The 17,501-nt window shown below is 64.6% G+C and carries 17 protein-coding genes; 8 read left to right on the top strand and 9 right to left on the bottom strand.

The genetic code is table 11. The features are described 5' to 3' along the window. Together BN2475_RS06985 and BN2475_RS06990 are read right to left on the bottom strand one after the other, a co-directional pair. Positions 1-535 (bottom strand): RNA polymerase sigma factor (locus BN2475_RS06985; protein ID WP_174641890.1); only part of this gene is annotated, 535 nt, incomplete at its 3' end. Between the two features lie 196 nt (positions 536-731). Beyond that, entirely contained in the window at positions 732-1,646 is a 915-nt protein-coding gene (locus BN2475_RS06990; protein ID WP_094778893.1) for a LysR family transcriptional regulator, read from the bottom strand. A gap of 162 nt (positions 1,647-1,808) precedes the next feature. Between BN2475_RS06990 and gcl the strand changes: the two genes are divergently transcribed. From gcl to BN2475_RS07005, 3 genes are all read left to right on the top strand, one after another. Then, a complete protein-coding gene (gcl, locus tag BN2475_RS06995) occupies positions 1,809-3,584 on the top strand; it encodes a glyoxylate carboligase (RefSeq protein WP_094778834.1) in 1,776 nt (591 codons plus the stop codon). 134 nt (positions 3,585-3,718) lie between these two features. Further along, entirely contained in the window at positions 3,719-4,528 is an 810-nt protein-coding gene (gene hyi / locus BN2475_RS07000; protein ID WP_094778835.1) for a hydroxypyruvate isomerase, read from the top strand. Positions 4,529-4,552: 24 nt separating this feature from the next. Then, on the top strand, positions 4,553-5,599 hold the full coding sequence (locus BN2475_RS07005) for a 2-hydroxy-3-oxopropionate reductase (RefSeq protein ID WP_143325738.1): 1,047 nt from the start codon (positions 4,553-4,555) through the stop codon (positions 5,597-5,599). Positions 5,600-6,041: 442 nt separating this feature from the next. Here the strand turns inward: BN2475_RS07005 and BN2475_RS07010 are convergent, their stop codons facing one another. The 6 genes from BN2475_RS07010 to BN2475_RS07035 form a co-directional block, all read right to left on the bottom strand. Beyond that, positions 6,042-7,088 carry an asparaginase gene (locus tag BN2475_RS07010; protein ID WP_094778837.1) on the bottom strand — a complete coding sequence of 349 codons (1,047 nt, stop codon included), beginning with the start codon at positions 7,086-7,088 and terminating at the stop codon, positions 6,042-6,044. Positions 7,089-7,161: 73 nt separating this feature from the next. After that, positions 7,162-8,088 carry a CysB family HTH-type transcriptional regulator gene (locus tag BN2475_RS07015; RefSeq protein ID WP_094778838.1) on the bottom strand — a complete coding sequence of 309 codons (927 nt, stop codon included), beginning with the start codon at positions 8,086-8,088 and terminating at the stop codon, positions 7,162-7,164. 120 nt (positions 8,089-8,208) lie between these two features. Further along, positions 8,209-9,267 carry a sulfate/molybdate ABC transporter ATP-binding protein gene (locus BN2475_RS07020; protein ID WP_094778839.1) on the bottom strand — a complete coding sequence of 353 codons (1,059 nt, stop codon included), beginning with the start codon at positions 9,265-9,267 and terminating at the stop codon, positions 8,209-8,211. Further along, entirely contained in the window at positions 9,267-10,430 is a 1,164-nt protein-coding gene (gene cysW / locus BN2475_RS07025) for a sulfate ABC transporter permease subunit CysW (RefSeq protein ID WP_245841166.1), read from the bottom strand. The genes BN2475_RS07020 and cysW overlap by 1 nt, the downstream gene beginning before the upstream one ends. Then, positions 10,427-11,326 (bottom strand): sulfate ABC transporter permease subunit CysT, encoded by a 900-nt coding sequence (gene cysT / locus BN2475_RS07030; RefSeq protein WP_094778840.1) that lies wholly within the window; start codon positions 11,324-11,326, stop codon positions 10,427-10,429. The genes cysW and cysT overlap by 4 nt, the downstream gene beginning before the upstream one ends. A gap of 168 nt (positions 11,327-11,494) precedes the next feature. Continuing rightward, entirely contained in the window at positions 11,495-12,532 is a 1,038-nt protein-coding gene (locus BN2475_RS07035) for a sulfate ABC transporter substrate-binding protein (RefSeq protein ID WP_094778895.1), read from the bottom strand. A 314-nt stretch (positions 12,533-12,846) separates the two neighbouring features. Between BN2475_RS07035 and lexA the strand changes: the two genes are divergently transcribed. From lexA to BN2475_RS07050, 3 genes are all read left to right on the top strand, one after another. After that, positions 12,847-13,497, top strand: a complete 651-nt coding sequence (lexA, locus tag BN2475_RS07040) for a transcriptional repressor LexA (protein WP_094778841.1) — start codon at positions 12,847-12,849, stop codon at positions 13,495-13,497. Between the two features lie 99 nt (positions 13,498-13,596). After that, positions 13,597-13,941, top strand: a complete 345-nt coding sequence (locus BN2475_RS07045; protein WP_094778842.1) for a hypothetical protein — start codon at positions 13,597-13,599, stop codon at positions 13,939-13,941. Positions 13,942-14,131: 190 nt separating this feature from the next. Then, entirely contained in the window at positions 14,132-14,779 is a 648-nt protein-coding gene (locus BN2475_RS07050; RefSeq protein ID WP_094778843.1) for a DUF2939 domain-containing protein, read from the top strand. A 73-nt stretch (positions 14,780-14,852) separates the two neighbouring features. Here the strand turns inward: BN2475_RS07050 and BN2475_RS07055 are convergent, their stop codons facing one another. Further along, entirely contained in the window at positions 14,853-15,317 is a 465-nt protein-coding gene (locus BN2475_RS07055) for a universal stress protein (protein WP_094778844.1), read from the bottom strand. Positions 15,318-15,593: 276 nt separating this feature from the next. Between BN2475_RS07055 and nodI the strand changes: the two genes are divergently transcribed. Next, positions 15,594-16,508 (top strand): nodulation factor ABC transporter ATP-binding protein NodI, encoded by a 915-nt coding sequence (gene nodI / locus BN2475_RS07060; protein WP_094778845.1) that lies wholly within the window; start codon positions 15,594-15,596, stop codon positions 16,506-16,508. Between the two features lie 68 nt (positions 16,509-16,576). Further along, positions 16,577-17,404: an ABC transporter permease gene (locus BN2475_RS07065; protein WP_094778846.1), complete on the top strand. Its 828-nt coding sequence runs from the start codon at positions 16,577-16,579 to the stop codon at positions 17,402-17,404. Positions 17,405-17,501 lie beyond the last annotated feature (97 nt).

Raw genomic sequence — 17,501 nt, forward strand, 5'->3', positions numbered from 1 at the left:
CACGCCCGCGCGCCAGCCGCGACATCACCGTGCCGATCGGGAGATCAGCCACCGCCGCGATCTCGCGGTACCCCATCTCCTCGAGTTCGCGCAGGATCAGCACCTCGCGGTACTCGACCGGCAACTGCGCGAGCGCTTCATGGACCCGCTTCGTATCCTCGTCGCGGATCAGCAGCGCCTGCGGATCGGCGCCGCCCGCGCTCCAGCCGTCGAAAGTGGCATCGTCCATGGTGTCGTCGAACTCAAGCATGTCGTGCGACGGCCCGCGCCGCCGCCATTCGGTGTACCAGGTACGGCGCACGATCGCCAGCAGCCACGCTCGCGCCGAGTCGCCGCGAAATGTGTCGAAGAACCGGAACGCGCGCATGAAAGCTTCCTGAACCACGTCCTCGGCGTCGCTGGTATTGCCGCACAGCCAGCGCGCGAGGTTGTACGCGGCATCGAGATGCGGCAGCGCGAGCTGCTGGAATCGGCGGCTCCTCGCTGCATCGGTTTCGGCTCGGTCGCGCTCGGCGTCTGAATCGGTCTGGACCACCTCGGCCCTCCAGGGCATTGCGGCTCATTGCGGCTATACAGTGCGGCGCGTCGTGACGTGCCTGTCGTAACGTGCCTGTTACCGCATAACCGCCCACATGCCGAGTTTATTCCCGCTGCCGCTGTGAATCCGAAAAAAGAATCCGAAAAAAGAATCCGCGAACAAGACCGGCGCAAGCTCGGCACACAGATGTCCGCTAGTAAGCCGGACGGTTCCAGTAATCCTCGCTGGCGTAGACCTCTTTCAGATAATCGATGAAATAGCGCACCCTGGCCGGCACGTAGCGCTGCTGCGGGTAGACCGCGAGGATGTCGTAGTCGGGCAGCGCATAGTCGTCGAGCACCGTTTCAAGCTCGCCGCGCGCCAGTTGCTGCTGGATCTCCCAGGTGGAGCGCCAGCCGAGCCCTAATCCTTCGGACACCCAACGATGCAGCAGCTCGCCGTCGTTGCAGTCGAGCGAGCCGCCTACCCGCACGGTCACCAGCTTGCCGTTGCGGCGGAAGTACCAGCCGCGGTTCTGGCCGCCCTGCAGATTGAACGCGAGACAGTTGTGGCGCGGCAGGTCTTCAAGCGTTTTCGGCTTGCCGTGCCGGCGAAAGTAGTCGGGTGTGCCGCACACCACGCGCCGGTTCGACGCCAGCTTCACCGCGACGAAGTTCGGATCGACCGCGCCGCCGATGCGGATCGACAGGTCGTAGCCTTCGCGCACGAGGTCCACGACCCGGTCGGTCAGATTGAACGATAGCTGCAGCTCCGGCTTGTCGGCGAGAAAGGCCGGTGCGAGCGGCGCGACGTGCTTGCGGCCGAAGGCGGCCGGTGCCGACACGATCAGATGGCCGTTCACCGCGCGCCGTCCGGCGCTCAGTTCGTTTTCCGCCTGATCCCACTCGGTGAGCAGGCCGCGGCAGCGTTCCAGAAACGCCGCGCCGTCTTCACTGACCACCAGCCGCCGCGTCGAGCGGTATATCAGCTTCACGCCGAGGCGTTTTTCCAGCGCATCGATGCGGCGGCCGAGAATCACCGGCGACACGCCCTCTTCCAGCGCCGCCGCCGCGAGACTGCCCGCATCCGCGACGCGCACGAAGGTTTCGATCTGTTTGAAACGATCCATGGCTGTCTCCCATGCACACGCCGCCTGACGGGCCGCATGCCATTCCATACTTTTTGTTTCGAAATAAGCGACGCTGACTGATCTTATCAAACCTTTCGCTCAAGCCTAAAGTGCCCTCAACAGCCTGTGATTCGCCCATTTCCAGACATTGAGGAGACATTCATGGCCAGGATGAGAGCCGTCGACGCAGCCGTCCAGGTGCTCGAAAAAGAAGGCATCGATACCGCGTTCGGCGTACCGGGCGCAGCGATCAACCCGTTCTACTCGGCCATGCGCCGCGCGGGCAACATCAGCCACGTGCTGGCGCGTCACGTCGAAGGCGCGTCGCACATGGCCGAGGGCTATACGCGTGCACGGGCGGGCAACATCGGCGTGTGCATCGGCACGTCGGGGCCGGCCGGCACCGACATGATCACCGGTCTGTATTCCGCTCAGGCCGACTCGATCCCGATTCTCGCGATCACCGGTCAGGCGCCGCGCGCTCGTTTGTACAAGGAAGACTTCCAGGCCGTCGACATCGAATCGATCGCCAAGCCCGTCACCAAGTGGGCCGTGACCGTGCGCGAACCGGCGCAGGTGCCACGTGTGTTCCAGCAGGCGTTCCATCTGATGCGCTCGGGCCGTCCCGGTCCGGTGCTGATCGACCTGCCGATCGACGTGCAACTCGCCGAGATCGAATTCGACATCGACACGTATGAGCCGCTGCCGGTCTACAAGCCGAAGGCAACCAGGAAGCAGATCGAAGCCGCGCTGGCGATGCTCAACGATGCCCACCGGCCATTGATCGTCTCGGGCGGCGGCGTGTTGAACGCCGCCGCCGAAGACCTGCTGGTGATGTTCGCCGAAACCGTCGGCGTGCCGGTGATCCCGACGCTGATGTCGTGGGGCGCGATTGCCGACGACCATCCGCTGATGGCCGGCATGGTCGGCCTGCAGACGTCGCACCGCTATGGCAATGCGACGATGCTCGCATCGGACTTCGTGCTCGGCATCGGCAACCGCTGGGCGAACCGCCACACCGGCAGCATCGACGTCTATACGAAGGGCCGCAAGTTCGTCCACGTGGATATCGAGCCCACCCAGATCGGCCGCGTGTTCGGCCCGGATCTCGGCATCGTGTCGGATGCGAAGGCGGCGCTCGAACTGTTCGTCGAAGTGGCGCGCGAATGGCAAGCCGCCGGCAAGCTGAAGGATCGCGGTGCATGGGTCGCCGAGTGCCAGCAACGCAAGCGGACCATGCTGCGCAAGACGCACTTCGACAACGTCCCAATGAAGCCGCAACGCGTGTACGAGGAGATGAACCAGGTGTTCGGCCGCGATACGTGCTATGTGAGCACGATCGGTCTGTCGCAGATCGCCGGCGCGCAATTCCTGCACGTGTACAAGGCGCGCAACTGGATCAACTGCGGCCAGGCCGGCCCGCTCGGCTGGACCATTCCCGCGGCGCTCGGCGTGCGCGCCGCCGATCCGCAACGGCCGATCGTCGCGCTGTCGGGCGACTACGACTTCCAGTTCATGATCGAAGAACTCGCGGCGGGCGCGCAATTCAAGCTGCCGTATGTGCACGTGGTCGTGAACAACTCGTACCTCGGCCTGATCCGCCAGGCGCAGCGCGCCTTCGAGATGGACTATTGCGTGCAGCTCGGCTTCGAGAACATCAACTCGCCCGAGACCGACGGCTATGGCGTGGACCATGTCGCGGTCGCCGAGGGTTTGGGATGCAAGGCGATCCGCGTGTTCAAGCCGGAAGAACTGAAGCCCGCATTGCAGAAAGCGCAGTCGATGCTCGCCGAGTTCAACGTGCCGGTGATCGTCGAAGTGATTCTGGAGCGCGTGACCAACATCTCGATGGGCACCGAGATCGACGCGATCAACGAGTTCGAGGAACTGGCCGCGACGCGCCAGGACGCGCCGACCGCGATCAGCATGCTCGACTGATCCGCTGAGCTTGCAACACGTGTGAGCGATCGGGCCGCGCTGCAAGCGCTACAGGCGGCGCGGCCCGATCTTGGCGACAGCGCACCTCACGCCACGACGCAATTTCCCTGACCGACCAGAGAGACCCACGCACCATGCCGAAATTCGCAGCGAATCTCACGATGCTGTTCAACGAAGTCCCGTTCCTCGAACGCTTTGCGGCGGCGGCGGACGCAGGCTTTCACGCCGTCGAATTCCTGTTTCCGTATCCCTACGCGATCACGGAACTCAAGGAGCGTCTGCAGCAGAACCGCCTGAAGCTGGTGCTGCACAACCTGCCCGCGGGCAACTGGGAAGCCGGCGAGCGCGGCATCGCGTGTCTGCCGGATCGCGTCGGCGAGTTCCAGCAAGGCGTTGGCCGTGCGATCGACTATGCGAGCGCGCTGCAGGTGCCGCAACTGAATTGCCTCGTCGGCATTGCGCCGGCGGGCGTCGATGCCGACAAGGTGCGCGCGACGATCGTCGACAACCTGCGCTTTGCCGCGGCCGAATTGAAGAAGGCCGGCATCAAGTTGCTGGTCGAGCCGTGCAACGCATACGACCTTCCCGGTTTCGCGCTGAACCGTTCGAGCGAGGGCCTCGACGTGATTCGCGCGGTCGGCTCGGACAACCTGTTCCTGCAATACGACATTTATCACATGCAACGGATGGAGGGCGAACTCGCGGCGACCATCACCAGGCATCTGCCGCAGATCGCACACATCCAGCTCGCCGACAATCCCGGCCGCAACGAACCGGGCACCGGCGAAATCAACTACCCGTTCCTGTTCGCGCTGCTCGACGCGCTCGGCTACGACGGCTACGTCGGCTGCGAATACAAGCCGCGCACCACCACCACCGCCGGACTCGGCTGGGTGCAGAGCGTGGCCGGGCAGATCCGCGGCGCGGCGCACGCTGCCGCCTGAGCGCGGCATCGCGCACATCCGGCGCTGCGCGCGAATCACGCGCAAGAATCACGCGCAAGACCGCACGCAAGACCGCACGCAAGATCGAACGCAAGAGTCGCACGCAAAAATTGCACGCAAAATCGCGCACAGCGCCGCCAACCACTCTGGAGATTCAGACACATGGCAAAGATCGGCTTCATTGGCCTCGGCATCATGGGCGCGCACATGGCGCGCAACCTCGTCAAGGGCGGTCACTCGCTGTTCGTGAACGGCGCCCACCCGGTGCCCGAAGACCTCGCCAGAACCACCAGCGTGGTGGCCAGTTCGACCGCGGTCGCGCAGGCCGCCGACATCGTCATCATCATGGTGCCGGACACGCCTGACGTCGCCAACGTGCTGTTCGCGGACGACGGCGTCGCCGCCGGCCTGACGAAGGGCAAGCTGGTGATCGACATGAGTTCGATCTCGCCGCTCGACACCCAGGCCTTCGCGAAGAAGATCAACGCGCTGGGCGTCGACTACCTCGATGCGCCAGTGTCCGGCGGCGAAGTCGGCGCGCGTGAAGCGTCGTTGACGATCATGGTGGGTGGGCCGGAACAGGCCTTCGCAACGGCCAGGCCGCTGTTCGAGCTGATGGGCAAGAACATCTCGTTGATCGGCGAGAACGGCGCGGGGCAGACCTGCAAGGTGGCGAACCAGATCATCGTCGCGCTGAACATCGAGGCGGTGGCCGAAGCGTTGCTGTTCGCGTCGCGCTCGGGCGCCGATCCGGAGCGCGTGCGCCGCGCATTGATGGGCGGCTTCGCGTCGTCGCGGATTCTCGAGGTGCATGGCGAACGCATGACCAAACGCACGTTCGACCCGGGCTTCCGGATCGAACTGCATCAGAAGGACCTGAACCTCGCCCTCGACGGCGCGCGCAAGCTGGGCATCGCGTTGCCGCATACGGCCAGCGCGCAGCAACTGTTCAGCGTATGCGCGGCGAACGGCGGCAAGAAGTGGGATCACTCGGCAATGGTGCGCGCGCTGGAAATCATGGCGAACTACGAGGTCGCGCAAGCGCCGGAAAGCGAAACCAAGGCGGCTTGATGCGGTTCGTTGCGAGGAGGTGTCGCGGCGGGTGTCGCAGCGCCGCGCGACAGCGCGGGTTGCCTGTGCGAGTCCCATGCGTGCGCGGCGGCGATGCGCCATCAGTCAACGTCATGCAGCGACAGGTCAATCTGTGAGCGTGCTGCGAGCGTCATCGGCTGCACATGAGGAATGCGTCAGGCAGTCATCAAGCTTGCCGTGAGCGTCGCGTCGTCGACGTCATCGCAGGCGCAGGTGGGGCGCCCGTTGGTCGCGCGGTACGCGCGGCCAACAGGCAAATCGTGCCGCTCTGGGCTGAGAGCGGCAAGTGGGGTCCGCAGCGGCACCCGGCGACGCCGGGGAAGCCTTGGTCGGTCAGACGTCGTCGTCGGGTGTCCGGCTGTCGGATTCATCGTTGTGCCGGCTTCGCCACGCGATGGCGTGCGAACCACCCGGTGCCGCGTCAGTATGTATCGAAGACCTTCTGCAACGCGACCGGCCCGGTGCCGCCCGCGGCCAGCGCGAGCATCAACAGCACCCGCGACTTGTACGGATTCAGCGAGCCTGCGCTGATGAAACCGAGCGCATCGTCGGGGGCCGCGCCGTTGCGCATCACATGGCCCGAACCCACGCGCGACGAGCGCACCACCGCGACGCCCTGCGAAGCGGCATCGGCGAGCGCCTGCTGCATCGATGCGTGAATCGAACCGTTGCCAGTGCCCGCCACGACGATACCGCGCACGCCGCCGGCCACCAACGCATCCACGGTGCTACGCGAAACGCCCGCATAGCTCACGACGATTTCGACCAGCGGCCAGTTCGGGCCGATCACGAATTCGGTCGCGAGCGTGTGCGCACGCACCACGCCGCGCTGGAATTCGACACGGCCGTCCTGCACCCAGCCGAGCGCGCCGATCTCGGGCGACTGGAACGCATCGACCGCATAGGTGCTCGTCTTGACCACGTCGCGTGCGCTGTGAATCCGGTTGTTGAAGGCCACCAGCACGCCCTGCCCGTGCGAGCGCGAATGCGCCGCGACCGTCACCGCGTTCAGCAGGTTCAGCGGACCGTCGGCGGACAGCGCCGACGCCGGGCGCATCGCGGCGGTCAGCACGACCGGCTTGTCGGACTTGATCGTCAGATGCAGCAGGTAGGCGGTTTCTTCCAGCGTGTCGGTGCCGTGCGTGACGACCACGCCGTCGATGTCGTCGCTCGCGAGCAGCGTATTGATGCGCTGCGCGAGCGTGGTCCACAGCGCCATCGCCATGTCCTTGCTGTCGACGCTCGCAATCTGCTCGGGCGCGATCCGCGCCACCGTGGACAACGCCGGCACCGCGTCCAGCAATTGATCGACGCCGACCACGCCCGCCTGATAGCCGGACGTGTTGGTCGCGTCCGCAGCCGCACCGGCGATCGTGCCGCCGGTCGCGAGCACGGCGATGCGCGGCAGCACCGACGTGGAGCCCTGGCCCGAAGGCAGCGCGGAAGAAGAGGAAGTCTGAGTATTCATGGCGGCGATTGTAAGCGATGCGCCGCGCGGCCACACGACTCACGCGCCGGACCTCGACGGCCCGGCGCAGCCGTCAGGCCGCCTCGCGCAATTGCGCGGCGATGTCCGCCTCGCTCAACTGCGGTGCGAACATCTCGATCAGCCGGTAAGCATAGGCGCGCAGGAACGCGCCCTTGCGCAGGCCAACGCGCGTCGTGCTCGCTTCGAACAGATGCTGCGTGTCGAGCGCGACCAGCTCCGTATCGCGTTTGGGGTCGTAGGCCATCGCCGCGACCACGCCGATGCCCATGCCGAGTTCGACATAGGTCTTGATCACGTCGGCATCGATTGCGGTCAGCACCACGTCGGGCAACGCGCCCGCTTTCGCGAACGCCTGGTCGATGTGCGAGCGGCCCGTGAAGTCCTGGTCGTAGGTGACGATCGGGAATTCGGCGATCTCGTCGAGCGTCAGATTCGGCCGGCCCACCAGCGGGTGATCCTTCGGCACGACCACGACGTGATGCCAGGAGTAGCACGGGAACGTGACGATATCCGGAAAGCGGTCGAGCGCCTCGGTCGAAATGCCGATATCCGCTTCGCCGTTGATGATCATCTGCGCAATCTGCTGCGGACTGCCCTGGCGCAGTGCCAGATGGACTTTCGGAAACACCTTGGTGAATTGACGGACCACCTTCGGCAGCGCGTAACGTGCCTGCGTATGAGTGGTCGCCACCACGAGGTGGCCGCTGTCCTGATCGGCGTACTGGCGCGCGACGCGGCGCAGATTCTCCGCATCGAGCAGCATCCGCTCGATCAGCTGATGCACCGCCTTGCCTGGCTCGGTCAGGCCCGTCAGGCGCTTGCCGCGCCGAACGAAAATGTCGACGCCGAGTTCGTCCTCCAGATCCTTGATCTGCTTCGACACGCCCGACTGCGACGTGTACAGCGCGTTCGCCACATCGGTCAGGTTCATGTTCTGGCGCACGGCCTCGCGCACGAAGCGCAATTGCTGGAAATTCATCGGTATGTCTCCGGTTCAGCCAGAGTTGAGTTGTTTGAGTTCGATCGAAACGCCGAAACGCCTAAACGCTGTGTGCGGCTGCGCTACCGATGCACGGCTCGCGCGCTGCTCTCATGGGCCTCATTGCGCCGGAAAAACGCGCAACGCACGCGGCACGGCCGTCACGCCATCGCCAACCGCGAGTTGCAGATCGCGCCACGCTTCACGGTCGAGTTCGGCTTCCAGCAGATTGCCCTCACGGCCCGCGAGCTCGACACGCACCGAGCCGCCGAGTGTCACCACGCGCCGCACGTCGACGACGATGCCTTCGCGATGCCCCGACGCCTGCGGGTACAACTGCAGATCGTGCGGCCGCACGTACGCGAACGCCGGACCGCGAAAGCCGGCGCTGATCGCGACCGGCAGCGCCGCGCCGTCGACCACGAAACCGCTCGCGTCCACGTTGCCGTGCAGACGGTTCGCCGCGCCGAGAAACTCATAGACGAACGAAGTCTGCGGATGGTCATACACGTCCTGCGGGCTGCCCACCTGCTCCACGTGGCCGCGATTGAGCACGACGATGCGGTCGGCCACTTCGAGCGCTTCTTCCTGATCGTGCGTGACGAAGATCGTCGAGATATGCAGATCGTCATGCAGGCGCCGCAGCCAGCTGCGCAACTCCTTGCGCACCTTTGCATCGAGCGCGCCGAACGGTTCGTCGAGCAGCAGCACCTTCGGCTCGACCGCCAGCGCCCGCGCCAACGCGATCCGTTGCCGCTGACCACCCGACAGTTCCGACGGATAGCGTTGCGCGAGCCAGTCGAGCTGCACGAGCTTCAGAAGCTCATGCACCTTCGCGCGGATCACCGCTTCCGCAGGCCGCTCCTTGCGCGGCTTCACGCGCAGTCCGAACGCCACGTTCTCGAACACCGTCATGTGACGGAACAGCGCGTAATGCTGGAACACGAAGCCCACTTCGCGCTCACGCGCACCGACCGCCGCGACGTCCTGGCCTTGCAGCTCGACCTGGCCGCCGTCCGCGTATTCGAGTCCCGCGATCACGCGCAACAACGTGGTCTTGCCACACCCCGACGGTCCGAGCAGCGCAACCAGTTCACCCGGCGGGAAGTCGAGCGAGACGTTGTCGAGCGCGACGAAATCGCCGAAGCGCTTGTGCAGGTTACGAACGGTGATACCCATTACAGCTCTCCTTGCTTGAGCGGGTGTTGCTGCCGTTGCTGCGATGCATGCGCTGCATGCGCTGCATGCGCTGCATTGACGGACTGCGGAAATAAAGGCGAAGCGGAATGTGAAGCCGTGTTTGAAGCCGTGTGCGAAGCCGCATGCGAAGCCGCGTGTGAAGCCACATGTGAAGCCGCGGATTGCATCGGCGGGCCGGCATAGGCCGGCACCTCGCTCGCGGCCGACAGTTCCGCCGACATATGGCGCTCGGCCAGCAGCTTCAGCGCGAGCGTCACGAGCGCGAGCAGCGCCAGCACCGACGCAACGGCGAATGCCGCCGAGAAGTTGTACTCGTTGTAGAGAATCTCGACATGCAACGGCATCGTGTCGGTCTGTCCGCGAATATGGCCCGACACCACCGACACCGCGCCGAACTCGCCCATCGCCCGCGCATTGCACAGAATCACGCCATACAGCAGGCCCCACTTGACGTTGGGCAGCGTGACGCGCCGGAAGATCTGCCAGCCCGATGCGCCGAGCACGTGCGCGGCCTCTTCTTCGTCGTTGCCTTGCGCCTGCATCAGCGGAATCAGCTCGCGTGCGACGAACGGGAACGTGACGAAGATTGTCGCCAGCACAATGCCTGGCACTGCGAAGATGATTTGCACGTTGTGGTCCTGCAACCACGGGCCGAACCAGCCCTGCGCGCCGAACATCAGCACATAGATCAAGCCCGAGATCACCGGTGAGACCGAGAACGGCAGGTCGATCAGCGTGGTCAGCAGCGCCTTGCCGCGAAACTCGAACTTGGCGATACACCACGAGGCGGCGAGGCCGAACACCAGGTTCAGCGGCACGGCGATCGCGGCGGTGATCACGGTCAGCCTGATCGCCGCCAGCGCATCCGGATCGGCGAGCGACTCCAGATAGAAACCGAGGCCCTTGTTCAACGCCTGATAGAACACCGCGATCAGCGGCACCACCAGAAACAGCGCGAGAAACAGCAGCGCGATGCCGGTCAGCAGCCAGCGCACCAGGCGCGGTTCGCTCACCGGGTCGGGCCGGCGCGCGAGCTTCTGTGACGCTTGCGGTGCGACCGCCACCGCGGCCACGGCAGCGGCGTTGTCCGCGCGATTCACGTCATTCACGTCATTCACGTCATCCACAGGCCGGCGGCTCATTGCACACCTGCGCCGATTGCCGCGACACTGGCGGCGGCCGCGGGCGCCGGTCCCGCGCCGCCACGACTCGTGCGGCGCTGCAGATACCACTGCAAGCTATTGATGAACAGCAGCATCAGGAACGACACCACCAGCATCACGACCGCCAGCGCCGTCGCGCCGGCATAGTCGTATTGCTCGAGCTTGGTGATGATCAGCAGCGATGTAATTTCCGACTTCATCGGCACGTTGCCGGCGATGAAGATCACCGAGCCGTATTCGCCGAGCGCGCGTGCGAACGCCAGCGCAAAGCCCGTCAGCAGCGCGGGGAATACCGCCGGCAACACCACGCGGCGAAACGTCAGCCAGCGCGATGCGCCGAGGCACGCGGCCGCCTCTTCCTGTTCGCGCTCGAACTCTTCGAGCACCGGCTGCACCGTGCGCACGACGAATGGCAATCCGATGAAGGTCAGCGCAACCAGCACGCCCGCCGGCGTGAACGCGATCTTGATGCCGAGCGGTTCGAGAAACTGCCCGATCCAGCCGTTGCCCGAATACACCGCCGCGAGCGAAATGCCGGCCACCGACGTAGGCAGCGCGAACGGCAGATCCACCACCGCATCGACGATACGCTTGAACGGAAACGTATAGCGCACCAGCACCCATGCGACGAGGAAGCCGAACACCGCGTTGATCAGCGCGCCACCGAGCGCCGAGAAGAACGTCAGGCGATACGACGCGAGCACCCGCGGCGAGCTCACCGCGCGCACGAACTGGTCCCAGTCGAGCGTCGCGGTCTTGAGAAAGGTCGCCGCAAGCGGAATCAGCACCACGAGGCTCAGATACGCCACCGTGATGCCGAGTGTCAGGCCGAAACCGGGCAATGCGCTCGGTTTCCGGAAGGTCAACGTCGTCATGCTGGATACTCGTTCAGTTGTTGTTGCTTGTGTGTCAATCGCCGGGTTGATCACCGATTGCCAGCTGCCGGACTCCAGCTAGCCGAAAGCGCGCCCACTGGGCGCGCCCGGAAGTGGCGCGTCACCGCGCCACGTTGCCATTGCCGTTGCCGTTGCCGGCAACGGGACTTACTGTGGCTGGTAGATCGAATCGAACACGCCGCCGTCGGCAAAGTGCGTCTTCTGCGCATTGGCCCAGCCGCCGAACGAGTCGTCCACCGTGTACAGCTTCAGCTTCGGAAACTTCGCGGTCAGCTCGGCCGGTACCTTGTTCGAACGCGGACGGTAGAAGTTCTTCGCCGCGATCTCCTGGCCTTCTTCGCTATACAGGAAGTTCAGATACGCGTCGGCGAGCTTGCGCGTGCCGTGCCTGTCGGCCACCTTGTCCACCACGGCGACCGGCGGCTCGGCCAGAATGCTGACCGACGGCGCGACGATTTCGAACTTCTGCGGGCCGAACTCCTTCAGCGACAGGAACGCCTCGTTTTCCCATGCGATCAGCACATCGCCGATACCGCGCTGGACGAAGCTGGTGGTCGCGCCACGCGCGCCCGAATCCAGCACGCCTGCATTCCTGTACAGCTTGCTGACGAATTCCTTCGCCTTCTGGTCGTTGCCGCCCGGCTGATGCGCGGCATACGACCATGCCGCGAGGTAGTTCCAGCGCGCGCCGCCCGAGGTCTTCGGATTCGGCGTGACGATCGACACACCCGGCTTGACCAGATCGTCCCAGTCCTTGATGTGCTTCGGGTTACCCTTGCGCACCAGGAACACGATCGTCGACGTGTACGGCGACGCGTTGTCGGGCAAACGCTTTTGCCACCCCTTGTCCAGCAATCCCTTGTTCGCCAGCGCGTCGATGTCGTAAGCGAGCGCGAGGGTGACGACGTCCGCCTGCAAGCCGTCGAGCACCGAGCGCGCCTGTGCGCCGGAGCCGCCGTGCGACTGCTTGAAGGTGACCGTCTCGCCGGTCTGCGCCTTCCATTCTTTGCCGAACGCCTGGTTGACGTCCTGATACAGCTCGCGCGTCGGGTCGTAGGAGACGTTCAGCAGCGTCGTGTCCGCGTGCGCCTGGGTGACCCCGCCGAGCGCGCTCGCCGCGCCGAATGCCAGCGCCGCGATGAGTTGCCTGGTCCTGCCTGCCAGCCCCGTATGCCGATGGTTCATGTCAACTTTCTCCGCGTTGTGGTCCGCTGCAAAGAGCGTCCTGGTGTCGTTTTGGGTCGCGGTCACGTGCACATGAGCGGCAACTGGAGGGCAGTCTATCGAACGGCTTTCATCATTAAAAATAATGTTTATTCATTTTTTAATATGCAAAAGTGGTAATGACAGCCGGATAAGGCGTTGCGGCACGAAAACCGTTGCTTCGACGTCGTTCGGCGATGCTTGAGCGGCCCCTGTCCGGACGAACTTAAAGTAAAGCTTGAATTGCGCCGAATACTGTATAAAAATACAGGCACCTGTTCATACATACAGTGGCCATGACAAAACTCACCGCACGACAGCAGCAGGTTTTCGATCTGATCCGCCGGGCGATCGAACGCACCGGTTTTCCGCCCACCCGCGCGGAAATCGCCGCCGAACTGGGCTTCAGCTCGGCCAATTCGGCGGAAGAACACCTGCGCGCGCTCGCTCGCAAAGGGGTGATCGAACTCGCGGCCGGTGCGTCGCGCGGCATCCGTCTGCTGCCGGGTCAGGACGACGCGCCGCACCAGTTCACGCTGCCGCACGCCAGCATCATGCAGCTGTCGCTGCCGCTGATCGGCCGGGTGGCCGCCGGTAGCCCGATCCTCGCGCAGGAACATATCTCGCAGCACTACACCTGCGACCCGGCGCTGTTCTCGAGCAAGCCCGACTACCTGTTGAAAGTGCGCGGACTGTCCATGCGCGACGCGGGCATCTTCGACGGCGACCTGCTCGCGGTGCAGAAAAGAAGCGAAGCCAAAGACGGCCAGATCATCATCGCCCGGCTCGGCGACGACGTCACGGTCAAGCGCCTGAAGCGCCGGCCGAACGGCATCGAGCTGATCGCGGAGAACCCGGATTACGAGAACATCTTCGTTGAAACCGGCAGCGCGGATTTCGCGCTGGAAGGGATCGCCGTGGGGCTGATCCGGCCCGGCGAGTTCTAGCCAAGCCCGTTGGCGCCGGTTCGCCGCATCCAGGCCGCACCCAGGCCGCATCGACGCCGCATCCACGTTGCTTTCACGTTGCATCGCCCGGAGAGATTCATGGAACGCCTTGCCCGCCTGTTGCCTTTTCGCCAGTTCGGTCGTCTGCGTCATCTGCGCAAACTGGTGCCCTGCTCATTGATCGAGGCGTCCACGGCGACCACGCTATCGCTGTTCGACACACCCGCCGAAGCATCGCGCTCGCCGTCCTCGTTGCCGGCGTTTGCGCGCGTATCGCTGAATTCGGGGTTGAACACGGCCGCACCGGCACGGCGCGCGCCGGTGCGGGTTTATCATGGACCGTCGCGGTTGATCATGGTCGGCACGGTCGATGCGGTGTGCCGCATGATCGATCGTTGTATCGCCGACGAAGCCAACCTGCACGGTGCGGTATTTGAATCGTGAGCCGGTCCTGAGCGAGTCCGGAGCGAGTCCGGAGATTCAGCGCGGGAGTGCCATCCACCGTGCCACCCACCGCGCCTGGCCGTTCGAGTATTGCGCGGTCAGACCTGCGGTTCAGATATTCGCATCCGTGTGGGATCGTTTTTGCGTGACCATGGTCCACGTTAGATCGCACCTGATGGGAGTCCGATCAATGACAGCCTCGACACGCACAAAGCGCAGCACCGCCCGGCCGCTGGTCATCACGCTGGTCGTGATCATCGTGGTCGCCGCACTCGGATTTGCCTACGCCTCGCCGTATATCGCGCTGAACAATCTCAAACGCGCAGCCGATGCTCGCGACGCGCAAACCGTCAATCAGTATGTGGACTTTCCCGCGTTACGCGACAGCCTGAAGCAGCAGATCGCCGGCCTGCTGTCACGTCGGCTGGATTTGGACAGCAACAGCAAGCTGGCCACCATCGGCGCGGTGATCGGGGTGACCTTGCTCGGTCCGCTGGTGGACGCTTATGCGACACCGGACGGCGTCGCCGCACTGCTGAACGGCATGCCGCCGCATGGCGACCCAGGCGAGCGGCCGCCCGAACAGTCCGCCGCGAACAATCCGCCTGCCGCTGCCGCTGCCGCTGAAGCGCCCGCATCGCCTGCCGCGGCAGACGCCGCCAACCATGCCGACACCAACGCTGCTCCGCCACAACGGCAAAGCACGGCCGGCTATCGCGGCCTCAACGAGTTCGTCGTCACGTATCGGCGCGGCACCGGCGACGCCCATTACTCGGCGATCTTTCGGCGTGAAGGTCTGTTCACGTGGAAGCTTGCCGCGATCGACCTGAACGAATGACCGGCTGGCCGCCACGGCTAGCTACCGGACCCGCGCGGCCTTCCCACGCGACGGGTCGCCTGGAGGCAACCTGTCAAGCCGCGGCTTGCTGTTGTTCCTGCGGGGAAGAACAGGCCACCAGAATGCTGCACGAAACCCGGTCGAGCAAGGGCGTGTTGCCCGCGCCCATCCACCACCGCGACAATCCGGTGCGGCAGCGGTGGCCGACCACCACGAGGTCGACATGCAACTCATTGGCGAGGTTCGCGATCTCGTCGATCGGATGACCGAATGCGAAATGCCCTTGCGCATTGACGCCGCGCTCGGTCAGCCAGTTCACCCCTTCCTGCAGGATGTCGCGAGCCGTCTTTTCGAAACTGCCGCACGCCACATCGGTCAGCAGGCCCGCACTCTGCGCAATGCTGGAGCGCATGTCGACCACCGACAGCAAATGTGTCTCGGCCTTCAGTTCCAACGCGAGGTCGGCGCCGCAACGTAGCGCTTTGCGGCCTTCGCGCGAGCCGTCGTAGCACAGCAGGATTTTCTGGTAGCTCGCCATGGTTTTCTCCCTTCGCGCGGGACGCGCGTTCCAAGTGAATCATGGTGCGCCGCAATTCAGCTTGCAAGGGATGGAAAACGCTAAGTGAACATTCCATGCGCGCCGAACCGGTGCACGCGGGGTTCGAGCCGCGTCGCACGGGTCTTGAGAATGCATGCTGCAACGCAAAACATCGCCTCGAACGCGCGGTGGCGCCGCGAACTTTAATCGACCGATGTCCTAGAATAAGCGACCTTCCCGGCCATTCGCATCATTTCCCGGAGCCTCGACCGATTTATGCCTGAAGCAGCGATTGAATTCCACGAGGTCAAGAAAAACTACGGCGACAAGACCGTCGTCGATGGACTGTCGTTTCATGTCAACGCGGGAGAATGCTTTGGCTTGCTCGGTCCGAACGGTGCGGGCAAGACCACCACGTTGCGCATGCTGCTCGGCATCGCGACACCGGACGCCGGCACGATCCGTCTGTGCGGCGAACCGATCCCGGGCCGCGCGAGGTTGGCGCGGGCGCGCGTCGGCGTGGTACCGCAGTTCGACAATCTCGATCCCGATTTCACGGTGCGCGAAAACCTGCTGGTGTTCGGCCGCTACTTCGGCCTGAGCGCCGCGCAATGCCGCGCGGCGGTGCCGTCGCTGCTCGAATTCGCGCGACTCGAAAGCAAGGCGGATGCACGCGTCAGCGAGCTGTCGGGCGGCATGAAGCGGCGCCTCACGCTGGCACGCGCGCTCGTCAACGATCCCGACGTGTTGATCATGGACGAGCCGACCACCGGCCTCGATCCGCAGGCGCGGCATCTGATCTGGGAGCGATTGCGCTCGCTGCTTGCGCGTGGCAAGACGATTCTGCTGACCACGCACTTCATGGAAGAAGCCGAACGTCTCTGTCATCGGCTGTGCGTGATCGAAGAAGGACGCAAGATCGCCGAAGGCGCGCCGCGCGAACTGATCGCCTCGGAGATCGGCTGCGACGTGATCGAGATCTACGGACCCGATCCGTTTGCGTTGCGCGATGAGCTGGCGCCACTCGCCCAGCGCACCGAGATCAGCGGCGAGACGCTGTTCTGCTACGTGAACGACGCGCAGCCCGTGCATGCACGACTCAAGCAGCGCGCCGATTTACGCTATCTGCATCGCCCGGCGAATCTGGAGGACGTGTTTTTGCGGCTCACGGGTCGCGAGATGCAGGACTGACGACGCGCACCGACAGACACGCCGCGCGCTGCGCGCTTCAGCGATTAACACACAGCACGAGACACGCAATGGACGCACGCACTTACCAGGCCCCGGGCGACACGCCGTCGAAGCAGGCGTCGTTCGCCGCATTCCCCGCCAACGCCATCAACTGGATCGCGGTGTGGCGGCGCAACTATCTGGTGTGGAAGAAGCTCGCGCTCGCGTCGATGTTCGGCAATCTGGCCGACCCGATGATCTACCTGTTCGGCCTCGGCTTCGGACTCGGACTGATGGTCGGGCACGTCGACGGCGTGTCGTACATCGCGTTTCTGGCGGCCGGCACGGTGGCGTCGAGCGTGATGATGTCGGCGAGTTTCGAGTCGATGTATTCGGGCTTCTCGCGCATGCATGTGCAACGTACGTGGGAAGCGATCATGCATACGCCGCTGACGCTCGGCGACATCGTGCTCGGCGAGGTGATGTGGGCGGGCAGCAAGTCGATGCTCTCGGGTGCCGCGATCATGCTGGTGGCCGGCGCGCTGGGCTACGCAAATTTCCCGTCGATGCTGCTGGCGTTGCCGGTCATCGTGTTGACCGGGCTCGCGTTCGCGAGTATCGCGATGGTGGTCACGGCGCTCGCGCCGTCGTACGACTTTTTCATGTTTTACCAGACGCTGGTGCTGACGCCGATGCTGCTGCTGTCGGGCGTGTTCTTTCCCGCTTCGCAACTGCCCGCGGCCGCGCGGGCCGCGACCGGGCTGCTGCCGCTCGCGCATGCCGTCGATCTGATCCGCCCGGCGATGCTCGCGCGGCCCATGGACAATGCGGCTGTGCACCTGGCCGTGCTGGCGGCTTATGCGGTGGGCGGGTTCATCGTCTCGGCGATCCTGTTCCGCCGGAGGATGATGAAATAGGCGCGCAGCCTTGGACGCAAGCGTTCAAGAGCCGCGGATCACCACGGGCGAGCAGCTTTGCACCGGCGCCCGCGGCAAAATAGATCAGCAACGGATC

The sequence above is a fragment of the Paraburkholderia ribeironis genome (assembly GCF_900019265.1).
Lineage (GTDB): Bacteria > Pseudomonadota > Gammaproteobacteria > Burkholderiales > Burkholderiaceae > Paraburkholderia > Paraburkholderia ribeironis.

What these genes read in the sequence shown, in the direction of transcription:
- BN2475_RS07050 (WP_094778843.1), top strand. Translation starts at nt 14,132, where the DNA reads ATGACAGCCTCGACACGCACAAAGCGCAGCACCGCCCGGCCGCTGGTC.
- BN2475_RS07045 (WP_094778842.1), top strand. Translation starts at nt 13,597, where the DNA reads ATGGAACGCCTTGCCCGCCTGTTGCCTTTTCGCCAGTTCGGTCGTCTG.
- BN2475_RS07065 (WP_094778846.1), top strand. Translation starts at nt 16,577, where the DNA reads ATGGACGCACGCACTTACCAGGCCCCGGGCGACACGCCGTCGAAGCAG.
- nodI (WP_094778845.1), top strand. Translation starts at nt 15,594, where the DNA reads ATGCCTGAAGCAGCGATTGAATTCCACGAGGTCAAGAAAAACTACGGC.
- BN2475_RS07035 (WP_094778895.1), bottom strand. Translation starts at nt 12,532, where the DNA reads ATGAACCATCGGCATACGGGGCTGGCAGGCAGGACCAGGCAACTCATC.
- cysT (WP_094778840.1), bottom strand. Translation starts at nt 11,326, where the DNA reads ATGACGACGTTGACCTTCCGGAAACCGAGCGCATTGCCCGGTTTCGGC.
- gcl (WP_094778834.1), top strand. Translation starts at nt 1,809, where the DNA reads ATGGCCAGGATGAGAGCCGTCGACGCAGCCGTCCAGGTGCTCGAAAAA.
- BN2475_RS07015 (WP_094778838.1), bottom strand. Translation starts at nt 8,088, where the DNA reads ATGAATTTCCAGCAATTGCGCTTCGTGCGCGAGGCCGTGCGCCAGAAC.
- BN2475_RS06990 (WP_094778893.1), bottom strand. Translation starts at nt 1,646, where the DNA reads ATGGATCGTTTCAAACAGATCGAAACCTTCGTGCGCGTCGCGGATGCG.
- BN2475_RS07055 (WP_094778844.1), bottom strand. Translation starts at nt 15,317, where the DNA reads ATGGCGAGCTACCAGAAAATCCTGCTGTGCTACGACGGCTCGCGCGAA.
- hyi (WP_094778835.1), top strand. Translation starts at nt 3,719, where the DNA reads ATGCCGAAATTCGCAGCGAATCTCACGATGCTGTTCAACGAAGTCCCG.
- BN2475_RS07020 (WP_094778839.1), bottom strand. Translation starts at nt 9,267, where the DNA reads ATGGGTATCACCGTTCGTAACCTGCACAAGCGCTTCGGCGATTTCGTC.
- BN2475_RS07010 (WP_094778837.1), bottom strand. Translation starts at nt 7,088, where the DNA reads ATGAATACTCAGACTTCCTCTTCTTCCGCGCTGCCTTCGGGCCAGGGC.
- cysW (WP_245841166.1), bottom strand. Translation starts at nt 10,430, where the DNA reads ATGAGCCGCCGGCCTGTGGATGACGTGAATGACGTGAATGACGTGAAT.
- lexA (WP_094778841.1), top strand. Translation starts at nt 12,847, where the DNA reads ATGACAAAACTCACCGCACGACAGCAGCAGGTTTTCGATCTGATCCGC.